Source organism: Polynucleobacter sp. MWH-Creno-3A4 (assembly GCF_018881885.1).
In the GTDB taxonomy this organism is placed as follows: domain Bacteria; phylum Pseudomonadota; class Gammaproteobacteria; order Burkholderiales; family Burkholderiaceae; genus Polynucleobacter.
The window spans coordinates 433,666-454,062 of the sequence record NZ_JACXSA010000001.1; the positions used below are offsets into that span (position 1 = coordinate 433,666).

Sequence of the window (20,397 nt, forward strand, 5' to 3'; positions counted from 1 at the left end):
CGGATGAGCCAACAAAACACCAACCCAAATAATTGGTACTCCGTCGTTGATAAAACGTCGGACACCGACGACCAACGCATTAGCAACATTTCTGTTCTGCCTCCGCCAGAGCATCTGATTCGCTTTTTTCCAATCTCTGGAACCCCAACCGAAGCATTGATCAGCAAAACCCGCAAAAAGATTCGCGACATCATTCATGGTAACGATGATCGCTTGCTCGTCATCATTGGGCCATGCTCTATTCATGATCCCAAAGCAGCATTGGAATACTGCCAACGCCTTTTAGCTGAACGTGAACGTTTCGCTGGTGAGTTAGAAATTGTGATGCGCGTCTACTTTGAAAAACCGCGTACTACTGTTGGCTGGAAAGGTTTGATTAACGACCCTTACCTTGATGAAAGCTATCGCATTGAAGAAGGTCTTCGACTTGCTCGCCAGGTTCTGATGGAAATCAATCGTCTTGGCATGCCTGCAGGTAGCGAATTCCTTGACGTCATTTCTCCGCAATACATTGCCGACTTAATTTCTTGGGGCGCAATTGGTGCACGCACTACTGAAAGTCAGGTTCACCGTGAACTTGCCTCTGGTTTGTCTGCGCCTATTGGCTTTAAGAATGGCACTGATGGCAACATCAAAATTGCAACCGATGCAATTCAAGCGGCTGGACGCCCGCATCACTTTTTATCTGTTCACAAAAATGGGCAAGTCTCCGTTGTCGAAACCAAGGGCAATAAGGATTGTCATGTCATCTTGCGTGGCGGCAAGGAGCCCAACTACGAAGCCAAACATGTTCAAGCAGCTTGCGCTGAGCTTGCTGCTGCCAAGCTTCCAGCGAGTTTGATGGTGGATCTATCCCATGCAAACTCCAGCAAGAAACATGAGCGTCAAATCATTGTTGCGGATGATATTGCCCAGCAAATTGAAACTGGATCAAACGAGATTTTTGGCGTCATGGTTGAAAGCCATCTCAATGATGGTGCTCAGAAATTTACACCTGGCAAGGATGATCCAAGCAAACTGGAATACGGCAAGAGCATTACGGATGCCTGTATTAATTGGGATGATTCTGTGAAAGTGCTTGAGCGTTTGGCAACTGCTGTGAAAAAACGCAGAAGCAAGAAAAAGTAATACGCCCTGTAACTACTGCAAAGCTAAAAAGAGACTAATTTACTTAGTCTCTTTTTTTTCATGCTTCCAGAGTATGTCAGTACCACCGGCAGCACGGTTCAAAATGCGTGAGAGCACAAACAATAAATCTGATAAACGATTAACGTATTGACGGGGTGAGTCGTACAAAGGCTCGGCCCAACCTAGGCGCACAATTGAGCGCTCTGCTCTTCTGCAAACAGTTCGACAAACATGCGCTTGAGCAGCAGCACGCGTGCCGCCCGGCAAAATAAATTCTGTTAAGGGCGGTAACTGCTGGTTATATTTTTCCAGCCAAACATCCAACTGAGCAACATGCTCAGGATTGAGTAACTTGTAATTGGGGATACAGAGTTCGCCCCCCAAATCAAACAAGTCATGTTGCACCTGCAAAAAGAGTGCTTTTAATTCTGGGGCTATAGATTCCGGGATCTCTTCAGTCATCAAAACACCGATTTCTGAGTTCAGTTCGTCCACATCGCCCATGGCGCAAATCCGCAAATGATCCTTTTCTACGCGACTTCCGTCGCCAAGGCCAGTCATCCCGGCGTCGCCCGTTCTAGTGGCGATTTTTGATAATCGATTTCCCATGAGCCTAATTATAGGTATATGGCTAAAATGATTCTTATGAATATGGTGACCCCACCCCCCGATTTAGCAGCGATTAGCGCGCTTCAGTCCAAACTGGTCTCAGCCCTTCGCCCTATCCTCCCCGAATATGCATTGCTTTGGGAGCCTGAAGACACGATTCCTTATGAATGCGATGGCTTGGCTGCCTATAGACGTATGCCTTTGGCGGTTGCCCTCCCAGAAACCGAAGAGCAAGTTGCTCAGATTCTCAAAATTTGCTTTGCCATGCAAATTCCAGTTGTCCCACGGGGATCTGGTACTGGCTTGTCTGGCGGGGCAATGCCAATTTCGCAAGGCTTGGTTTTATCGCTAGCTAAGTTAAAGAAAATCTTGAGTATTGATCCGTTCACCAGAACGGCCGTGGTGCAACCGGGTGTGCGCAATCTTGCCATCTCCGAAGCAGTTGCACATTTAGGCCTCTATTACGCTCCCGATCCTTCATCACAAATTGCTTGCTCCATTGGCGGCAACGTGAATGAAAACTCTGGTGGCGTACATTGCCTTAAATATGGCTTGACCCTACACAATGTCTTACGTGTTCGTGGTGTGTTGATGAATGGCGAGATTGTTGAGTTTGGTAGCTTATCGCCTGACTCCCCAGGCTTAGATTTACTTGCGATCTTGATGGGTAGTGAAGGCATGCTAGCTGTAGTGACTGAAGTTACTGTGAAGTTAGTAGCAAAGCCAAAGTTGGCCCGAGTCATCATGGCGAGCTTCGACGATATTGAAAAGGGCGGTAATGCTGTGGCTGCAATCATTGCGGCAGGCATCATTCCTGCTGGCCTAGAAATGATGGATAAAGCCACTACGCGTGCAGTAGAAGAATTTGTTCACGCAGGTTATGACTTAGATGCGGCTGCAATCTTGCTCTGTGAATCAGACGGTACCCCAGAAGAGGTTGCCGAAGAAATCGAGCGCATGACTAAGGTCCTTGAGCAAGCAGGTGCCAGCGGTATTCAAATCTCAAAAGATGAAGGTGAGCGACTAAAATTTTGGAGTGGCCGCAAAAATGCCTTTCCTGCGGCAGGCCGTTTAGCGCCAGACTATTACTGCATGGATGGCACTATCCCAAGAAGACATATTGCAACTTTGCTAAAGCGCATTGCTGGCATGGAAGAGAAATACGGTCTGGGTTGTTTAAATGTGTTTCATGCTGGTGATGGCAATATGCATCCACTCATTTTGTTTAATGGCGCGGATCAAGAAGAATGGCATCGCGCTGAAGAGTTTGGTACAGAAATTTTAGAAGCCTGTGTTGAACTCGGTGGCACCATCACCGGTGAACATGGAGTAGGTATCGAAAAGATCAACTCAATGTGCGTACAGTTTGGAGAGGGTGAGCGCGAAACTTTTTGGGGCGTGAAGGGTGCTTTTGATCCAGAAAAGCTACTCAACCCTGATAAGGCGATTCCCACACTCACTCGTTGTGCTGAGTACGGCCGGATGCGCATCAGCGGAGGCAAACTGCCACATCCTGAGTTGGAGCGCTTCTAATGACTGCCTCTAACCCAACGATTAATGCATTTCGGGAGCAAATTCTCGATGCGGCCAAAAATAATACCGTTCTCTCAATTCAGGGTGGCGGTACAAAATCTTGGTACGGTAATCCGAACACCTATAACAAGCTAGATACCCGCAGCTACTCTGGTATTTTGGAATACCAACCAGAGGAGCTGGTGATTACCGCTTGTGCTGGCACTCCATTGCGGGAAATTGAAGCCGCACTCGCAGAAAAAAATCAGGTGCTTGCTTTTGAGCCACCACACTTTGGTCAGCACGCTACTTTTGGCGGTGCAATTGCAGCAGGCTTGGCGGGCCCAGGTCGAATCAGTGTCGGAAATTTTCGTGACTTCGTATTGGGTGCTCGAATTCTGGATGGCAAAGGTCAAGATCTTTCTTTTGGCGGCAAGGTTATGAAAAACGTTGCCGGCTATGATGTGTCGCGCTTACTGCCAGGCTCCATGGGCACACTCTCTCTACTTTTAGAGGCATCAGTTAAGGTTCTGCCTAAGCCAGCAGCTATCGCAACCCTGCAATGTGCCATTTCCCAAAAAAATGCATTGAAGGTATTAAACGAGTGGGCTGGCCAACCTCTGCCGATATCTGCAAGCTGTTGGATTGGTAATGCCAATGATGAAGGTCAATTGATGATTCGCTTAGCTGGAGCTGCGGCCGCAGTCAAAGCCGCAATTCCGCTAATGAGCTCCCTCGTTATTGCCACCGAAGTGGATCCAAATGTTGCAACCACTTTTTGGAATGACTTACGCGAGCACAAACTGTCTTATTTTGCAGACCTTTCTCCAGATCAAACTCTATATCGCTTAGCACTTCCCGCTGCATGTGGAACGCTAACGATTCCAGATGCAAGTAAAGAGGTGCTACTTGAGTGGCATGGCCAGCAACGCTGGATCAAAGCTCCCGGCGATGAAAAGACATTTGCTGCTATCAAACAACTCGCTACAAATCATGGTGGACATGCCACTCGCTTTAGGCAAGGCGCAAACGTTGACCCAAGCTTTCAACGCTTTACATTATTGAGCGAGCAAGCCCATTCCAATGCCCTAGTCACAGTGCAAGAACGCTTAAGATCCGCTTTTGATCCGGCTGGTGTCTTTGCCACTAAACGTCTTCCTTAAGTATTTTTATGCAAACTCAACTCGCCCCGCAATTCGCTAATACCCCCGAAGGGATTGAAGCTGCTCGCATCCTTGGTAAATGTGTTCACTGTGGCTTTTGTACTGCCACCTGCCCCACCTACCAACTCTTAGGCGATGAACTAGATGGCCCGCGTGGTCGCATCTACCTGATCAAGCAGATGGCTGAAGGCCAAGCGCCTACAGAAAAAACTCGCCAGCATTTAGACCGTTGCCTTACCTGCCGAAATTGTGAGAGCACTTGTCCCAGTGGCGTTCAATACGGCAACCTAGTAGATATCGGACGCAAATGGGCTGAAGAAAATACGCCAGCTCGCCCTATCGGGGAGCGCTTAACGCGTTGGGCCTTAATTGAAGGCTTAACTAAGCCTGCTTTGTTTAACTCAGCAATGACACTTGGTCGTCTTGTACGCCCTTTGATGCCCAGCAGTATTCAGCGCAAAATTCCTGAAGCTAAAAATAAAGCCTTGAGCAAATCAACAGATCCTTACGCTAGGCCAAGTACTGTACATGCTCGCAAGATGCTCATCCTGGAGGGTTGCGTTCAACCTGGCATGCTGCCGAATATCAATTCAGCAACTGCACGTGTTTTAGATGCGTTAAAGATTCAACTCATCAGCGCACCTAATGCGACTTGTTGCGGAGCATTGCGTTACCACCTAAATGATCAAGCAGGCGGACTAGAAAATGCTAAGCAAAATATTGATGCTTGGTGGCCTTTAGTAGAAAGCGGCGTTGAAGCAATCATCATGACGGCATCTGGCTGCGGCGTAATGGTCAAAGATTACGGCCACCTGTTTGCCAACGATCCTGCTTATAGCTTAAAGGCTAAGAAGATTTCGGGACTTACCAAAGATATCTCTGAAATCCTGCCAACCCTCCAGGAAGAACTCATTGAGCTCATTGGAACCGATCAGAAACCGGGGGTTGTCTATCACCCGCCCTGCACTTTGCAACATGGACAGCAAGTCCGTGGCAAGGTTGAGGGCTTGTTAACGAGCATTGGCATTGGTGTCCGCCTATGTGCAGACAGCCACCTATGCTGTGGATCAGCAGGCACTTATTCTGTAACCCAACCAGAACTCTCTGAGCAACTTCGCAAAAATAAGCTTCATCACCTCAATACCGCCTGCGAAGAATCTGATGCTCAATTTATCGTCTCTGGAAATATTGGCTGCATCACCCATTTACAACAAGAAGATACCCCGGTACTTCATTGGATTGAACTTGTCGATCAACTCATCAGCAAATCTCCCAAGACCCGATGAATTCGATAGTTGTTAATCTCATGCAAGTCAAGCAACGCATTGAACTTGCAGCCCTATCAGCAAAGCGAGAACCTGAAGATATTGAGCTTCTCGCAGTCAGCAAAACTTTTCCAGCAGCTGCAATTGAAGAGGCAATGCATGCAGGACAATCGGCCTTTGGTGAAAACTATGTGCAGGAAGCTGTTGAAAAGATTACTCAACTTGCTAAATTGCGTCCCTGGTTGGTATGGCACTTCATTGGACCACTCCAGAGCAATAAAACGAGAGAAGTAGCTGAGCATTTTGATTGGGTGCACAGCGTTGACCGCCTGAAAATTGCCGAACGCTTATCAACGCAACGCGGTGAGTTTCCAGCGCTAGCCGAACTGCAGGTCTGCGTGCAGGTCAATGTCAGTCAAGAGGATAGTAAAAGTGGAGTGCCTCTTGATCAAGCGGAATCTCTTTGCGATGCGATTGCCAAATTACCCAATATCGTGCTTCGCGGGCTCATGGCTATTCCCGCACCAAATCCTGATCCAAATCAGCAGCGCGCAGCATTGTCTCAGGTACGTGCCTGCTTTAAGCATATTCAAGCCAGCAGATTTACCGATCCCCGCTTTCAATTCTTTGACACCCTATCTATGGGGATGTCAGATGATTTAGAGGCTGCCATTGCAGAAGGCAGCACCATGGTTCGAATAGGAACTGCTATTTTTGGGAAGCGCGATAAGATTAACAAATGAGTACAAGTCAAAACACCCAAAACCTGAGCCAAGTTCACATCACCTTTATTGGTGGTGGCAATATGGGACGAGCCCTCATTAGCGGTCTCATCTCCAACGAATTTCATGCAAACCAGATCTCCGTAGTGGAAGCCAATCCAGCTACTGCTTTAAAGCTCAATGAAGATTTCGGCGTACAAAGTATCAGCGCTTTAGAACACCTTGCTTTTGACTTCTCTAAGAACAATGTCGTAGTAATGGCAATCAAGCCTCAAGACTTTAACGTTGTTGCAAAAAGTCTCGCTGACAAACTAAAGCATGCCTCTGCTCCGAGTCCCCTTATTCTCAGTATTGCCGCAGGAATTCGTGTACAAGACATGAGTCGCTGGCTTGACCACACGCGATGTGTCCGCGCTATGCCTAACACCCCTGCACTCATTGGTAAAGGTATCACTGGCTTATTTGCGGATGCTGTAGTGAATCTATCTGATCGTACTTTGGCACAGACTATCTGCAATGCAGTTGGTCAAAGTATTTGGGTAGATGAAGAAAATCTGATGGATGCAGTCACTGCCATATCCGGTAGTGGTCCTGCTTATGTATTTGCTTTTTTAGAAGCGCTGCAGTCTGCTGGAGAAAAACTCGGCTTAGATGCTGAAAGTGCCCGCAAACTTGCGTATGCAACCCTTGAAGGTGCAACCCAACTTGCACATAACTCCGATGAGCATGCTGGGGTGTTGCGTGAGCGGGTGACCTCTAAAGGCGGCACTACTGCAGCAGCGCTAGAAGTGATGAAGCAGCAAGGCTGGCATGGGATTTTAGAAAAAGCCATTGATGCGGCAAGCGAACGAAGCAAAGCAATGGGTGATGAATTAGGTAGAAGCTAATTCAGCGCTAAACCCAACACGATCCCTAGAAACAAAAACCCACCAAGCCAGCTGTTATGGCGAAAAGCCCGAAAGCATTCATCTCTTTGACGTGTAGAGATGAGTTTGAGGTGATAAACAGCGCAAGCTAAAGCTGCAAACCAGCCAATCAAGAAATAATTATTAAGATTAGCTAGTTGCGCCACCCAGATTTGACTGATGAATAAGGCGGCATAGCAAATTTCAATCGCCATCACATCATGCTTACCAAATGTAATTGCCGATGTGCGTAAACCCAGACGTAAATCATCCTCTCGATCCACCATCGCATATGCGGTGTCATAGGCTATCGCCCAAAAAATATTCCCAACAAACAAAATCCATGCTTCAAACGGAATCGAATTCTGAATAGCGGCATAAGCCATGGGAATACCGAAACCAAATGCAATACCCAGCACGGCTTGAGGCATGGCAAAAAATCGCTTCGTAAAGGGATAAATAAAAGCAACAGCTAATGCCAAAAAAGAGAGTTTCTTGGTATACGCATTGAGTGGCTGAATGAGCAAAAACGCAATCGCTGCCAATACAACAGCAACCAGTACCGCTTCTTTTCCAGAAACTTTTCCACTGGTTACGGGGCGTCCCTGTGTTCTTTGCACATGACGATCGAAATCACGATCAGCATAATCATTGATTGCACACCCAGCACTTCGCATTAAAAAAGTACCCATTACAAAAATCAATAGGGTCTTGGTATCTGGGAACCCACCACTTGCCAGCCAAAGTGCCCATAATGTGGGCCAAAGAAGCAATAGCGTACCAATTGGCTTGTCTAAGCGAATAAGGTAAGCATACGAGGTAAGTCGGTCTTTGAATCTCATAAGCTCATTATCACGCCTTCAGAAATTCAGCACGTGATCCAAGCCAGCGCTCCAGATGGCGTTCAACTAAATCTGCATGCTCAGCGAGTAAGCGATCAGCAGCCTTCTGAGCCAATTCAATCAACCAGGCATCCCGTTGTAGATCCACAAAACGCAACATCGCATCACCAGATTGTTTTGCCCCGAGTAATTCACCTGGACCCCGAAGCGAAAGATCTCGCTCAGCAATCACAAAACCATCCGAGACCTCACGCAAGGTTTGCAGACGTTCTTTGGCAGCCATGGATAAGGGCTCTGCATACATCAAAAGACATACTGAATCAGCCGATCCACGCCCTACGCGCCCTCTCAACTGGTGAATTTGAGCATAACCAAAACGCTCAGCATGCTCAATCACCATCAGCGCAGCATTGGGCACGTCTACCCCGACCTCAATAACGGTGGTTGCCACTAAGAGTTGAATTTCATTGGCCTTAAATGCAGCCATCACCGCTGCTTTTTCTTCTGCTTTTAAACGACCGTGAACTAAGCCGACCTTAAAGCCAGGTAAAGCTTGTGTAAGCTGCTCAAAACTTTCGACTGCTGTTTGCAACTGGAGTGCTTCAGACTCTTCAATCAATGGACAAACCCAATATGCTTGCAATCCTTTAGCTAGCCAACTTTGTAAACCGCCAATGACCTCGTCACGGCGACTGGATTTAATCACCTTGGTAGCGATGGGCTTTCTTCCGGGAGGTAGTTCATCAATCACAGAAACATCAAGATCGGCGTAATACGTCATAGCTAAAGTCCGCGGAATCGGTGTTGCAGACATCATGAGTTGATGGCAATAAAACAATTCAGATCCGAGTCGTTGCTGAATCTCTAAACGCTGCCTCACTCCAAAACGATGTTGCTCATCAATTACCGCTAATCCCAGCTTCGCAAAACTCACGCTTTCTTGGATGAGTGCATGGGTGCCTACGATGAGTTGTGCAGTACCGCTCTCAATCATTTCTTGAGCCAATTTTTTATCTTTAGCCTTAAGACTTCCAGAAAGCCAAGCGATCTGGACACCTAATGGCGCAAACCATTCTTTCATCTTGAGGTAGTGTTGTTCAGCTAAGATCTCCGTCGGCGCCATAACAGCTGCTTGATAGCCATAATCCATAACGCGTGCAGCGGCTAAAGCGGCCACCACAGTCTTACCACTACCTACATCGCCCTGTAAGAGACGATTCATCGGAAAGGATTGTTCTAGATCTTTCCCGATCTCTGACCAAACGCGATCTTGTGCAGCAGTCAATTTAAAGGGAAGCACTTTCAGTAGGCTTGCCTCTAGGCTTTTATCGTTACGAGGCTTTGTAAAGCTCGGAGCATGACGCTCTCTTCGAATCGCATGTGCGCGCTTTAATGAAATTTGCTGCGCGAGCAATTCTTCAAACTGAACACGCCGCCAGGCTGGATGAGTTCTTTCTAGCAGAGCCTGAGTATTTGCATCGGAAGGGGGTTGATGCAGATACTGAATGGCAGATTGCAAACTAGGCCAATCATTGCTTGGAAGCAATTCTTGCATCAAGGCCGCAGGAAGAAACTCTGCCAAACTGTCTCGTAAACTTGGGTCACGCAATGCTTGTGCAACTGCCTTACGAATCACTGTCTGTGAAATACCAGCGCTCGCTGGATAAACCGGGGTTAAGCTCGTTGGCAGTGGCGCATCAACTGCAACAGCTTTCACTGTAGGATGAACCATTTCTGGGCCTTGAAATCCTTCGCGCACTTCGCCGCGAACCCGAATATGGGTGCCAACTGCCATTTGCTTTTGCTGACTTGGATAGAAGTTCAGGAAGCGGAGCTGCAAAGTGCCGGTGTCATCTTCAATTGTGACCAACATCTGTCGCCTAGGTCTAAATAAAACCTGATTACGAATGACGACCCCTTGAGTTTGGGTCGAACTGAACCGGCCCTGGTTTAATGCCTCTTCGATGGTGAATAACTCTGTCTCATCCTCATATCGAGAAGGAAGATGCAAGGCAAGGGCCATTGGGCTGTCTAAACCCATCTTTTGGAGTGTGCTTGGCGTTGGTTTGGTAGTCATCGTTAAAATCCAATACCTGATGGTAATGCTATGCAACTCTCCGACTTCAATTACGAACTTCCTGCCGATCTAATTGCCCAGCACCCACTGGCCAATCGAACTGATAGCCGCCTTTTAGAGGTCAAGGCTGACGGGCCCAGTCACGCGGTATTACTTGATCGCCAGTTTAAGGACATCCTTGGCCTTATCAAACCTGGGGATTTACTAGTCTTTAATGACACTAAGGTTATTCCGGCACGACTCCATGGCAATAAAGAGACTGGGGGTAATGTTGAGTTGCTGATCGAGCGCATTAGCGGGGATAAACAAGCCTGGGTCCAAATTAGAGCGTCAAAGGTTCCTAAAACAGGCTCCATTGTTCACATTCACAATCCAGCAGGAGAGTCTTTTCCAGTAGAAATGATTGGCTACGATGGGCGTTTTTACGAAGTTCGCTTTCCAGAAAATGTATTTGCCTTGCTGGAACGATTTGGTGAACTGCCACTTCCACCCTATATCGAACACCGCCCTGATGGTGAGGATGCGCAACGCTATCAAACGGTAGTAGCTAAAAATCCTGGGGCGGTCGCAGCACCCACTGCAGGACTTCATTTTGATCAATCCATTCTGCAGGAATTGAAGAATCTAGGAGTCCAGCAGGCTACAGTTACGCTTCATGTGGGTGCTGGCACCTTTACCCCAGTCCGCGAGGAAGATCTCTCTAAACATAAGATGCACTATGAGTGGTTCTCCATTCCAGAAGCAACCTTGCAAGCAATTAAAGAAACGAAAAGCCGGGGTGGACGAGTGATTGCCGTGGGTACAACTAGCCTCAGAGCCCTAGAGAGCCAGGCTATCAGCCAACAAAGTAGTGGGGAGACCAACCTCTTTATTACCCCTGGCTTTCAGTTCAAAACTGTGGATTGTTTGCTCACAAACTTTCATCTGCCAAAATCTACTCTGTTAATGCTGGTAAGCGCCTTTGCGGGGATGCACAATATCCGCGCTGCCTATCAACACGCCATTGCTCAAAAGTATCGTTTCTTTAGCTACGGAGATGCGATGTTTTTATCCCGACTTGAGAATACAAAGCCATGACCAAACCTGTCCACTTTAATATTTTGGCCCGCGACTCACAAAGCCCTGCTCGCCTTGGTCAACTTGATCTTCCACATGGCAGCGTGCAAACACCGATTTTTATGCCCGTCGGAACCTATGGCACTGTGAAGGCAATGACTCCACGTGATCTGCATGAAGCCAAGGCGCAAATTATTTTAGGGAATACGTTCCATCTGTGGTTGCGCCCAGGTTTAGACGTGATTCAAAAGCATGGTGGTCTGCATCGTTTTATGGGATGGGATAAGCCAATCCTAACTGACTCTGGAGGCTTTCAAGTTTTTAGTCTGGGAGCACTACGAAAGATTTCAGAAGAGGGTGTGACTTTTGCTTCCCCGATTAATGGTGACAAACTTTTTATGTCTCCAGAGGTCTCAATGGAAATTCAAGCGGTATTAAATAGTGATATCGCTATGCAGTTTGATGAATGCACCCCATATGAAATGAAGGGACAACCCACCTCAGAGAAAACTGCACGTGCCTCTTTGGAGATGTCTTTGCGTTGGGGTGATCGCTCCCTGAAACGCTTTCGGGAACTCAATACCGGCAATGGTCTCTTTGGTATCGTCCAGGGCGGCATGTTTGAAAATCTCCGTGAATTTTCTTTAGATGCTGTTAGCCAGCAGGGTTTTGATGGAATTGCAATTGGCGGTCTTTCCGTTGGAGAACCCAAGCCTGAATTTGAACGTATTTTGAACTTCACAGCCCCTAAGCTACCTGAACATATGCCCCATTACCTGATGGGGGTGGGAACCCCCGAGGACTTGATTTTGGGGGTAAGTTTGGGGATAGATATGTTTGATTGCGTGATGCCTACCCGCAATGCGCGCAATGGTTGGCTCTTCACACGCTTTGGCGATCTGAAGCTTCGTAATTCTGGCTATAAGGACGATGATCGCCCTGTTGACCCGACCTGTGCTTGCTATACCTGCCAAAACTTCACTAGGTCCTATTTAAACCACCTACAGAAGGCCAATGAGATCCTAGGATCACAACTCAATACCATCCACAACCTGTCTTACTACCTTCAATTAATGACCGAGGTGAGGGAAGCCTTGAGCAAAGATCGTTTTAGCGCATATCGAGAAGAATTTCATACCAATCGCCAACGTGGGGTTGAGCCTGGGCAGGATTAATAGCCCCATAAGGGGATAGAGCCTGAAAACCGCTCCGTAGCCCCATACAGTTTAGAATTGCGGGTTTAGGGCTTTACTTAAAAGCCTAAAACTAAAGCAGTTTCCAAATAGTCTTTAACGGAGGTTTTATATGTGGATTAGTAACGCTTTTGCCCAAGCTCCAGCTGCGGGCGCAGATTCTGGTGGCCTAATGAGCTTTCTCCCATTAATTTTGATGTTTGCAGTTTTGTACTTCATCATGATTCGCCCACAAATGAAGCGTCAAAAAGAAGCTAAAGCGATGCTAGAAGCATTAGCTGTTGGCGATGAAGTAGTCACCGTTGGCGGCATCATGGGCAAAGTATCTGCATTAAAAGATCAAGTAGTTACTGTTGAAATTGCAGCTGGTACTGAAGTGCAATTACAAAAGGGTGCAATTACTACTGTGTTGCCAAAAGGCACTCTGAAGTCTGCTTAATCTCTTTGCTTAAAAGTTACTGCATATGAATCGCTACCCACTCTGGAAATATATAGTTATTGCCATTGCTTTATTAATTGGCGGACTATATTCATTACCCAATTTCTATGGTGAGGCACCAGCAGTTCAAATCTCGTCCGCCAAACCAACCATCAAGGTTGATTTGGCGACGCAAGCTCGTGTAGAAAAGATTTTGGCCGAGGCTGATATCAGCAACACCGGTGTTTTCTTTGAGAACGCCGCCAATGTAGGCTCTATCAAAATTCGTTTTAGTAATACAGACACCCAGCTCCGCGCCCGTGATCTGCTGCAACAGAAAATCAATACCGATCAAAATGATCCAAACTTTACCGTTGCATTAAATCTCTTATCAAACACTCCAGACTGGTTGCATGCGATCAATGCCCTACCGATGCCTTTGGGTCTTGATCTGCGCGGCGGGGTGTACTTCTTATTACAAGTAGATATGAAGGGTGCCGTCCAGAAGAAAGTGACGTCCCTCGCAGCTGATATTCGCGCCCAATTACGCGATAAAAATATCCGCCATCAAGGTATTGAGCGCGGCGCAGACAATATCACCATTAATTTTGGCAATACTTCGGATGCAGATGCTGCTCGCGCTGTATTAATGACCTCTCAGCCTGAACTCATTTGGCAAGTTAAACCTACCGGCTTATCACCTAAATTGGTTGGCGAATTTAAACCTACGGCTTTGAAAGAAATTCAGGATAACGCGGTTAAACAAAATATCATTACCTTAAACAAGCGGGTAAATGAGTTAGCAGTTAAAGAACCGGTCATTCAACAACAAGGTGCCGAACGTATCGTGGTGCAATTGCCTGGTGTTCAAGATACCGCTCGCGCAAAAGACATTATTGGACGAACAGCAACTCTAGAGTCCCGCCTCGCAGATCCTATCGTTTCGACCATTAATGTTGGTGAAACTCCTCCACCTGGCATGGATACCTTCCGCTTCGGAGAAAACCGTTTAGGGGTTTTCAAAAAATCAGTCATCTTTAGTGGCGAAAGCATTACTGATGCGAGTGCTGGCTTTGATCAAAATCAACGCCCCGCTGTCAATATCTCACTTGATGCTGCTGGCGGAAGAGTCATGCAAGAAGTCACACGTGAGAATATTGGCAAGCCCATGGGTATGATTTTGTTTGAAAAAGGCAAAGGCGAAGTTTTGACAATTGCCACCATTCAAGGTGAGTTTGGCTCCAAGTTCCAAATTACTGGCCAACCAACTACTGCTAGTGCGAATGACTTAGCACTCTTACTCCGTGCAGGCTCATTAGCAGCCCCGATGGAAATCATTGAAGAGCGCACTATTGGCCCAAGTTTAGGTGCTGAGAATATTGAAAAAGGCTTTAAGTCTCTTTTAATCGGCTTTGCAGCCATTGCTATTTTTATGATTGCCTACTATTTGCTGTTTGGCACTTTCTCGGTAGTCGCTCTTGCCGTCAACCTACTACTACTGATCTCCGTACTATCGATGTTGCAGGCAACTCTGACCTTGCCTGGAATTGCTGCGATGGCTTTAGCGCTCGGTATGGCGATTGACTCAAACGTTTTAATTAATGAGCGTATACGTGAAGAACTACGCAATGGAGCATCGCCTCAAACTGCTATCGCCGTTGGCTTTGATAAGGCTTGGGCAACTATTTTGGATTCCAACGTCACTACCTTAATTGCCGGCCTTGCCTTATTGGCTTTTGGTTCGGGCCCAATCAAAGGATTTGCGGTTGTGCATTGCCTGGGTATTTTGACTTCGATGTTCTCGGCTGTCTTCTTCTCGCGTGGCCTTGTTAATCTTTGGTACGGCAGACACAAGAAGATTCAAAAACTCGCTATTGGCCAAGTTTGGCGCCCCCAGGAGAAATAAGCTATGGAATTTTTCCGCATCAAAAAAGATATTCCTTTCATGCGCCATGCGTTGGTGCTCAATGCGATTTCTTTCATTACTTTTTTAGCTGCAGTATTTTTCCTATGGCACAACGGCTTACATCTCTCCATCGAATTTACTGGCGGTACAGTGATGGAGGTCAGCTACCCCCAAACTGCGCCACTAGATTCGATCCGTGCTAAGGTCGAGAAACTGGGTTATGCAGATACCCAAATCCAAAACTTTGGTAGCTCACGTGATGTCATGATTCGCCTGCCATTGCAAAAAGATGCTGCAGGCAAAATGATCTCCTCTGCGGATCAAAGCGCAGCAGTAATGCAGGCCCTTGAACCAGCAAGCTCAGGCGCAAAACTTCAACGCGTTGAGTTTGTGGGACCGCAAGTTGGTCAAGAACTCGCCATGGATGGCCTAAAAGCACTGATATTTGTGATTATTGGCATTGTTGTTTACCTTTCCTTCCGCTTTGAGTGGAAGTTTGCAGTAGCCGGCATCATTGCGAACTTGCATGACGTGGTAATCATCCTTGGTTTCTTTGCTTTTTTCCAGTGGGAGTTCTCACTCTCCGTCCTGGCTGCAGTGCTTGCTGTCTTGGGTTACTCTGTAAATGAATCTGTGGTGATCTTTGACCGAATTCGCGAGAACTTCCGCAAGTACCGCAAGATGAATACTCGCGAGATTATCGATAACGCAATTACCAGCACCATTAGCCGTACAGTAATTACTCACGGCAGTACTGAAATGATGGTGTTAGCCATGTTGATATTTGGCGGTCCAACTCTCTTCTACTTCGCCCTAGCACTAACAATTGGTATTTTGTTTGGTATCTATTCTTCAGTATTCGTTGCAGCAGCCTTGGCAATGTGGCTAGGTGTAACGCGTGAGGACTTGGTGAAGGGCGATAAAAAGCCTGACGACAACGCTCGTAATGATGACCCCAACTACGGGGCACGGGTTTAAAACACCCTAACTGAGAGAGAAATTCTGTTGCTCAAGGTCAACTAAGATTCTTTTAGTTGCACCTTGATGTTCGATTGAATAGGCCTTAGCAGCCGCACTCATCTTGCCAAGCTCAGCGGTATTTAAAAGCAAGTTTTTCAGAGCCTCCATCAAAGCAATTGAGTCACCTAGTAATAAGTCGCCCTGAATCCGCTTTGCAGCACCTGCTGTCAGGGCATCTAAAGCGGCTTGTTGAAAGTTATAGGTGTGCTCCCCTAGAAGAACGGGGCAGCCTGCAGCACAAGCCTCAATAAGATTCTGTCCACCAAAAGGCAGGAGACTGCCGCCCATTAAAACCAAATCAGCCGCGCTGTAGTACATGGGCATCTCGCCCATTGAATCGCCTAGGATGACATCCACACTGCTGCAATCTTTTGGAATTCCAGTCCACTCGCTACGACGGCGGAATGCTAAGCCTGCAGCCTGAATCTGGTCAGCAACCTCAGTAAATCTTTCTGGGTGACGTGGCACGATGCAAAGTAATGGCGCAAGTTCAAATGTATTACTCGATAACAAATCTTTCCAAGCCTTGAGGATGATGGCCTCTTCTCCATCACGGGTACTAGCAGCGCACACCATCATTCGATTGCTTGCATGTAAATCTTGTTGCCATAATTGTCCTTGGGCAACTAACTGAGGATCAAGTGGCACGTCAAATTTGAGATTGCCTACAATGCTGACATTGCGCACACCAAGACTGCGATATCGCTGCGCATCAAAATCGGTTTGCGCCAAAATTCCTTTAAACGCCTGAAATAATGCGCGACCTGCCTTACCAAAACGATTTACACGCCGTGCACTACGTTCAGAAAGGCGCGCGTTCACTAGAAACAAAGGCAATCTAAGATCCGCACAACGAAAGACCACCGTTGGCCAAGCTTCAGTTTCCATAAAGAGGCCAAGCTTAGGTTTAAAAGACTTCAGAAAATTCTCTACAGACCAACACAAGTCGTAAGGCAAATACACCTGATGGATTTGACGCGCAGCAATTTCTTTACCAAACAACTGCCTTCCGGTGCGGCGACCATTTAAAGTCATATGTGTCAATAAAATGGTTTCGCCACGGGCAAGATAGGCTTCAATTAATGGTTGAGCCGCCCTAGTCTCACCAACAGATACCGCATGAATCCAAATAGACCCCTGCTGAATTGGTTTGTCATAGCCAAAGCCAAGTCGCTCTGGAATGTGGTGCATGTATGCAAAAGAATGGCGAGCGCGCCAAGCCAAGCGGATAAATGCTAATGGCAATAATAGATGCCACAGCAGTTGATAAGCAGTAAACCAGATTAGAGGTCGTGCCCCGTAATCTGAGTCAGTGCGTACACTCACTTTTTAAGGCGCTCTGTCAGTTCAACTGCCTTGCCTAGATAGGAAGACGGCGTCATGTCCAGCAAGCGTGCTTTTGCATCTTCTGGAATCTTGAGCCCTCGAATAAAAGTTTGTAGATCTGCTTGGTTAATTCCTTTACCGCGAGTCAATTCTTTTAGCTGCTCATAGGGATTTTCAATGCCATAACGACGCATCACTGTTTGTACTGGCTCTGCTAATACTTCCCAGCACGCATCCAAGTCTGCAGCAATCGCGGCATGATTGACTTCCAACTTACCAAGGCCACGAAGAGCGCTGTCATAAGCTAATACGCTATGGCCAAATGCAGGACCTAAATTCCGTAACACTGTGGAATCCGTGAGATCACGCTGCCAGCGAGAGATTGGTAATTTTTCTGCAAGGTGGCGTAACAATGCGTTAGCAATGCCCAAGTTACCTTCAGAGTTTTCAAAGTCAATCGGATTTACTTTGTGAGGCATGGTAGAAGAACCAATCTCACCGGCTTTAGTGCGTTGCTTGAAGTATCCAATAGAAATATAAGCCCAAAAATCTCGGTCCATATCTAAGAGAATGGTATTTGCACGGGCAATAGCATCGAATAACTGAGCCATGCCATCGTGCGGCTCAATTTGAATCGTATAAGGATTAAATGTTAAGCCTAGACGTTTCTCAACGACATTCTTAGAAAAGCCCTCCCAATCAAAATCAGGGTATGCAGATAAGTGCGCGTTGTAGTTACCCACTGCACCATTCATCTTTCCCAATAAAGGAACAGCAGCAATAGATTCAATTGCACGCTCAAGACGTTTTGCAATATTGGCGATTTCTTTACCGAGAGTGCTTGGAGAAGCAGGTTGGCCATGCGTACGAGAGAGCAAAGGTACTTTGGCGTTCTCAAGAGCCAGCTCAGTTAAGACTGAAAGCACTTTGTTTAGTTGAGGTAAAAGCACTTCATCCCGCGCGCCGCGCAACATCAAACCATGTGAAGTGTTATTGATATCTTCAGAGGTACAAGCAAAATGAATGAACTCACTTGCTTTTAACAAATCAGGACGCCCTGCTACTTTTTCTTTTAAGAAATATTCAACCGCTTTGACATCGTGATTTGTGACAGCTTCAATATCTTTAATGCGCTGCGCATCCACATCTGAAAAGTTTTCTGGAAGCGCGAGCAAGAAAGCTTCATCAGCAGCATTAATTTTCGGCACATCAGGAAGGCCGGCAGCGGCTAAGGCTAATAGCCAATGAATCTCTACAAACACTCGCTGGCGCATAAAAGCTGCCTCAGAAAGCCAAGGGCGCAGGGCATCAAGTTTGCCGGCATAGCGGCCGTCTAAAGGGGAGAGGGCATTGAGGGTGGAAAGCGGCTGACTCACGAATATTGCCTTTGCATTGAATATGTCAATAAAACCCAATTTTAATGCGTTCCCGGATCGAGCAAACCCCCTTTAGGATGGCTATACTGTGCCCATGAAACTCATCGGATCCCTTACCAGCCCCTATGTACGCAAAGTACGCATTGTTTTTTCAGAGAAAAAGGTCGATGTTGACCTGGAACTCGAGAATGTATGGGCAGCTGACAGCAAAATCACCAATTCCAACCCCCTAGGGAAGGTTCCTTGCCTCATTTTGGAGGATGGGGAAGCTATTTATGATTCCCGGGTCATTGCCGAATATGCAGATGCCTTAAGCCCTGTTAGTAAGCTCATTCCTGGCGATAACCGTGAACGGGCTTCAGTCAAAACCTGGGAAACATTGGCTGACGGAATCATGGACGCCGGCATTTTGGCTCGTCTTGAGCGCACTTGGCGTCCAGCTGAGCAACAAAGCTCGGCTTGGGTTGATCGTCAAATGGGCAAAATTGATGATGCGCTAGAAGAAATGTCTGAAAAGCTTGCTGAAAATACTTGGTGTCACGGCAATCAAATCACCTTAGCAGATATTGCAACAGGTTGTGCGCTGGGCTATTTATTATTCCGCTTTCCAGATTTGAAATGGCAAGCTAAACACCTGAACTTAGATCGTCTTTATCAAAAGTTGCTGCAAAGACCTTCATTTATTGAAACTGAACCACCTGCGGCATAAATTAGTTTTCAAACTACTGATGGGATTAGGCGGAAATAATTCCGCCGCCTAAACAAATATCACCATCGTAGAGAACCGCTGACTGTCCTGGAGTGACTGCCCATTGAGCCTCTGGAAAACTTAATCCAAATTGCAAAGGGGCATCCGCTAAGTTGAATGTGCAAGCGGAATCCGCTTGGCGATAACGTGTCTTTGCAGAGTAACTTCCGGAATCTGGTGCTACGCCGGCAATCCAACTTGCGTCCATCGCCTCTAACCTATTAGCCAGTAACCATGGGTGTTCATGACCTTGAGCCACATATAAAGTGTTATTGGCCATGTCCTTACGCGCCACATACCAAGCATCCCCATTCCCATCTTGACTGCCACCCAAGCCAATACCTTTGCGTTGACCTAAGGTAAAAAATGCTAAGCCCATATGTTCACCCACAGTCTTGCCTTCAGGTGTTTTAATCGGACCAGGTGTGCGTGGTAAATATCGGTTTAGGAATTCTCTGAACGGGCGCTCCCCAATAAAACAAATACCGGTGCTATCTTTTTTGCGCGCATTGTGTAAACCAATTTTTTCAGCAATCTTACGCACTTCTGTTTTCGGAATGTCTCCCAAGGGAAACATCACATTAGCTAACTGCTGCTGCGTTAGACGGTGTAAAAAATAGCTTTGATCTTTAGTTGCGTCTATTGCTTTCAATAATTGCGCCTTGCCATCTTCATGGAGTACTCTTGCATAGTGCCCAGTAGCAATCGCATCAGCACCTAAACTCATGGAGTGATCTAAGAAGGCCTTGAATTTAATTTCTGCATTACACAAGACATCCGGATTTGGAGTTCGCCCTGCAGCGTACTCGCGTAAAAAGTCCGCAAAGACGCGTTCGCGATACTCAGCAGCAAAATTGACTGCCTCAACATCAATCCCAATTAAATCGGCCACTGAGACAACATCCAGCCAATCTTGGCGTGCGGAGCAATATTCATCGTTATCGTCATCTTCCCAATTTTTCATGAAAAGACCTACTACCTCATAGCCCTGCTCCTTGAGCATCCAGGCTGCTACCGACGAATCAACCCCTCCAGACATGCCAATAACGACTTTCTTGGGGTTTGTAGGTGGTATTGAGGAAGAATTGAGCTGGATCATCAAAAAATGCGAAAATTCACTATAAGCTAACA

The 20,397-nt window shown here is 46.8% G+C and carries 18 protein-coding genes; 12 read left to right on the top strand and 6 right to left on the bottom strand.

All coding sequences use genetic code 11. The annotated features are described in order from the left end of the window. The first annotated feature begins 3 nt into the window (after nt 1-3). The gene (locus IEN92_RS02055; RefSeq protein ID WP_215373906.1) at nt 4-1,128 is read left to right on the top strand and encodes a 3-deoxy-7-phosphoheptulonate synthase; all 1,125 of its coding nucleotides are present in this window, start codon (nt 4-6) and stop codon (nt 1,126-1,128) included. 39 nt (nt 1,129-1,167) lie between these two features. Here IEN92_RS02055 and IEN92_RS02060 read toward each other — a convergent pair whose 3' ends face one another. Continuing rightward, entirely contained in the window at nt 1,168-1,737 is a 570-nt protein-coding gene (locus IEN92_RS02060) for a cob(I)yrinic acid a,c-diamide adenosyltransferase (RefSeq protein WP_215373907.1), read from the bottom strand. A 42-nt stretch (nt 1,738-1,779) separates the two neighbouring features. Here IEN92_RS02060 and IEN92_RS02065 point away from each other — a divergent pair, with 42 nt between their 5' ends. Genes IEN92_RS02065 through proC form a run of 5 tightly spaced genes read left to right on the top strand, consistent with a single transcriptional unit; the run spans nt 1,780 to nt 7,286 of the window. Next, nucleotides 1,780-3,270 (top strand): FAD-linked oxidase C-terminal domain-containing protein, encoded by a 1,491-nt coding sequence (locus IEN92_RS02065; protein WP_216160128.1) that lies wholly within the window; start codon nt 1,780-1,782, stop codon nt 3,268-3,270. After that, a complete protein-coding gene (gene glcE / locus IEN92_RS02070) occupies nt 3,270-4,412 on the top strand; it encodes a glycolate oxidase subunit GlcE (protein WP_216160131.1) in 1,143 nt (380 codons plus the stop codon). The genes IEN92_RS02065 and glcE overlap by 1 nt, the downstream gene beginning before the upstream one ends. Before the next feature lie 8 nt (nt 4,413-4,420). Next, nucleotides 4,421-5,698: a glycolate oxidase subunit GlcF gene (gene glcF / locus IEN92_RS02075; protein ID WP_216160134.1), complete on the top strand. Its 1,278-nt coding sequence runs from the start codon at nt 4,421-4,423 to the stop codon at nt 5,696-5,698. Beyond that, the gene (locus IEN92_RS02080; protein ID WP_216160137.1) at nt 5,695-6,420 is read left to right on the top strand and encodes a YggS family pyridoxal phosphate-dependent enzyme; all 726 of its coding nucleotides are present in this window, start codon (nt 5,695-5,697) and stop codon (nt 6,418-6,420) included. Before glcF ends, IEN92_RS02080 begins: the two co-directional genes overlap by 4 nt. Then, complete coding sequence (proC, locus tag IEN92_RS02085; protein ID WP_215373914.1) at nt 6,417-7,286, top strand: pyrroline-5-carboxylate reductase; 870 nt, start codon at nt 6,417-6,419, stop codon at nt 7,284-7,286. Before IEN92_RS02080 ends, proC begins: the two co-directional genes overlap by 4 nt. On the opposite strand, the gene ubiA is transcribed toward proC, so the two are convergent. Together ubiA and recG are read right to left on the bottom strand one after the other, a co-directional pair. Beyond that, on the bottom strand, nt 7,283-8,146 hold the full coding sequence (gene ubiA / locus IEN92_RS02090) for a 4-hydroxybenzoate octaprenyltransferase (protein WP_216160140.1): 864 nt from the start codon (nt 8,144-8,146) through the stop codon (nt 7,283-7,285). The genes proC and ubiA overlap by 4 nt on opposite strands. A 10-nt stretch (nt 8,147-8,156) precedes the next feature. Further along, on the bottom strand, nt 8,157-10,223 hold the full coding sequence (gene recG, locus IEN92_RS02095; RefSeq protein WP_216160142.1) for an ATP-dependent DNA helicase RecG: 2,067 nt from the start codon (nt 10,221-10,223) through the stop codon (nt 8,157-8,159). A 30-nt stretch (nt 10,224-10,253) separates the two neighbouring features. On the opposite strand from recG, the gene queA reads away from it, so the two are divergent. The 5 genes from queA (at nt 10,254) to secF (ending at nt 15,774) form a co-directional block, all read left to right on the top strand. Beyond that, nucleotides 10,254-11,300, top strand: a complete 1,047-nt coding sequence (gene queA / locus IEN92_RS02100; RefSeq protein WP_216160145.1) for a tRNA preQ1(34) S-adenosylmethionine ribosyltransferase-isomerase QueA — start codon at nt 10,254-10,256, stop codon at nt 11,298-11,300. Next, nucleotides 11,297-12,454, top strand: a complete 1,158-nt coding sequence (tgt, locus tag IEN92_RS02105; protein WP_215373921.1) for a tRNA guanosine(34) transglycosylase Tgt — start codon at nt 11,297-11,299, stop codon at nt 12,452-12,454. The genes queA and tgt overlap by 4 nt, the downstream gene beginning before the upstream one ends. A gap of 130 nt (nt 12,455-12,584) precedes the next feature. Beyond that, a complete protein-coding gene (gene yajC, locus IEN92_RS02110; protein WP_215373923.1) occupies nt 12,585-12,911 on the top strand; it encodes a preprotein translocase subunit YajC in 327 nt (108 codons plus the stop codon). A gap of 25 nt (nt 12,912-12,936) precedes the next feature. Continuing rightward, nucleotides 12,937-14,796, top strand: a complete 1,860-nt coding sequence (gene secD, locus IEN92_RS02115; protein ID WP_215373924.1) for a protein translocase subunit SecD — start codon at nt 12,937-12,939, stop codon at nt 14,794-14,796. Nucleotides 14,797-14,799: 3 nt separating this feature from the next. Continuing rightward, entirely contained in the window at nt 14,800-15,774 is a 975-nt protein-coding gene (secF, locus tag IEN92_RS02120) for a protein translocase subunit SecF (RefSeq protein WP_216160148.1), read from the top strand. 6 nt (nt 15,775-15,780) lie between these two features. On the opposite strand, the gene IEN92_RS02125 is transcribed toward secF, so the two are convergent. Together IEN92_RS02125 and purB are read right to left on the bottom strand one after the other, a co-directional pair. Further along, the gene (locus IEN92_RS02125; protein WP_255539738.1) at nt 15,781-17,061 is read right to left on the bottom strand and encodes a 3-deoxy-D-manno-octulosonic acid transferase; all 1,281 of its coding nucleotides are present in this window, start codon (nt 17,059-17,061) and stop codon (nt 15,781-15,783) included. Nucleotides 17,062-17,138: 77 nt separating this feature from the next. Continuing rightward, entirely contained in the window at nt 17,139-18,518 is a 1,380-nt protein-coding gene (gene purB / locus IEN92_RS02130) for an adenylosuccinate lyase (RefSeq protein WP_216160154.1), read from the bottom strand. Nucleotides 18,519-18,612: 94 nt separating this feature from the next. Between purB and IEN92_RS02135 the strand changes: the two genes are divergently transcribed. After that, nucleotides 18,613-19,227, top strand: coding sequence for a glutathione S-transferase (locus tag IEN92_RS02135; protein WP_216160157.1), 615 nt, complete (start codon nt 18,613-18,615; stop codon nt 19,225-19,227). Between the two features lie 25 nt (nt 19,228-19,252). On the opposite strand, the gene mnmA is transcribed toward IEN92_RS02135, so the two are convergent. Beyond that, nucleotides 19,253-20,365, bottom strand: a complete 1,113-nt coding sequence (mnmA, locus tag IEN92_RS02140; protein ID WP_216160160.1) for a tRNA 2-thiouridine(34) synthase MnmA — start codon at nt 20,363-20,365, stop codon at nt 19,253-19,255. Nucleotides 20,366-20,397 lie beyond the last annotated feature (32 nt).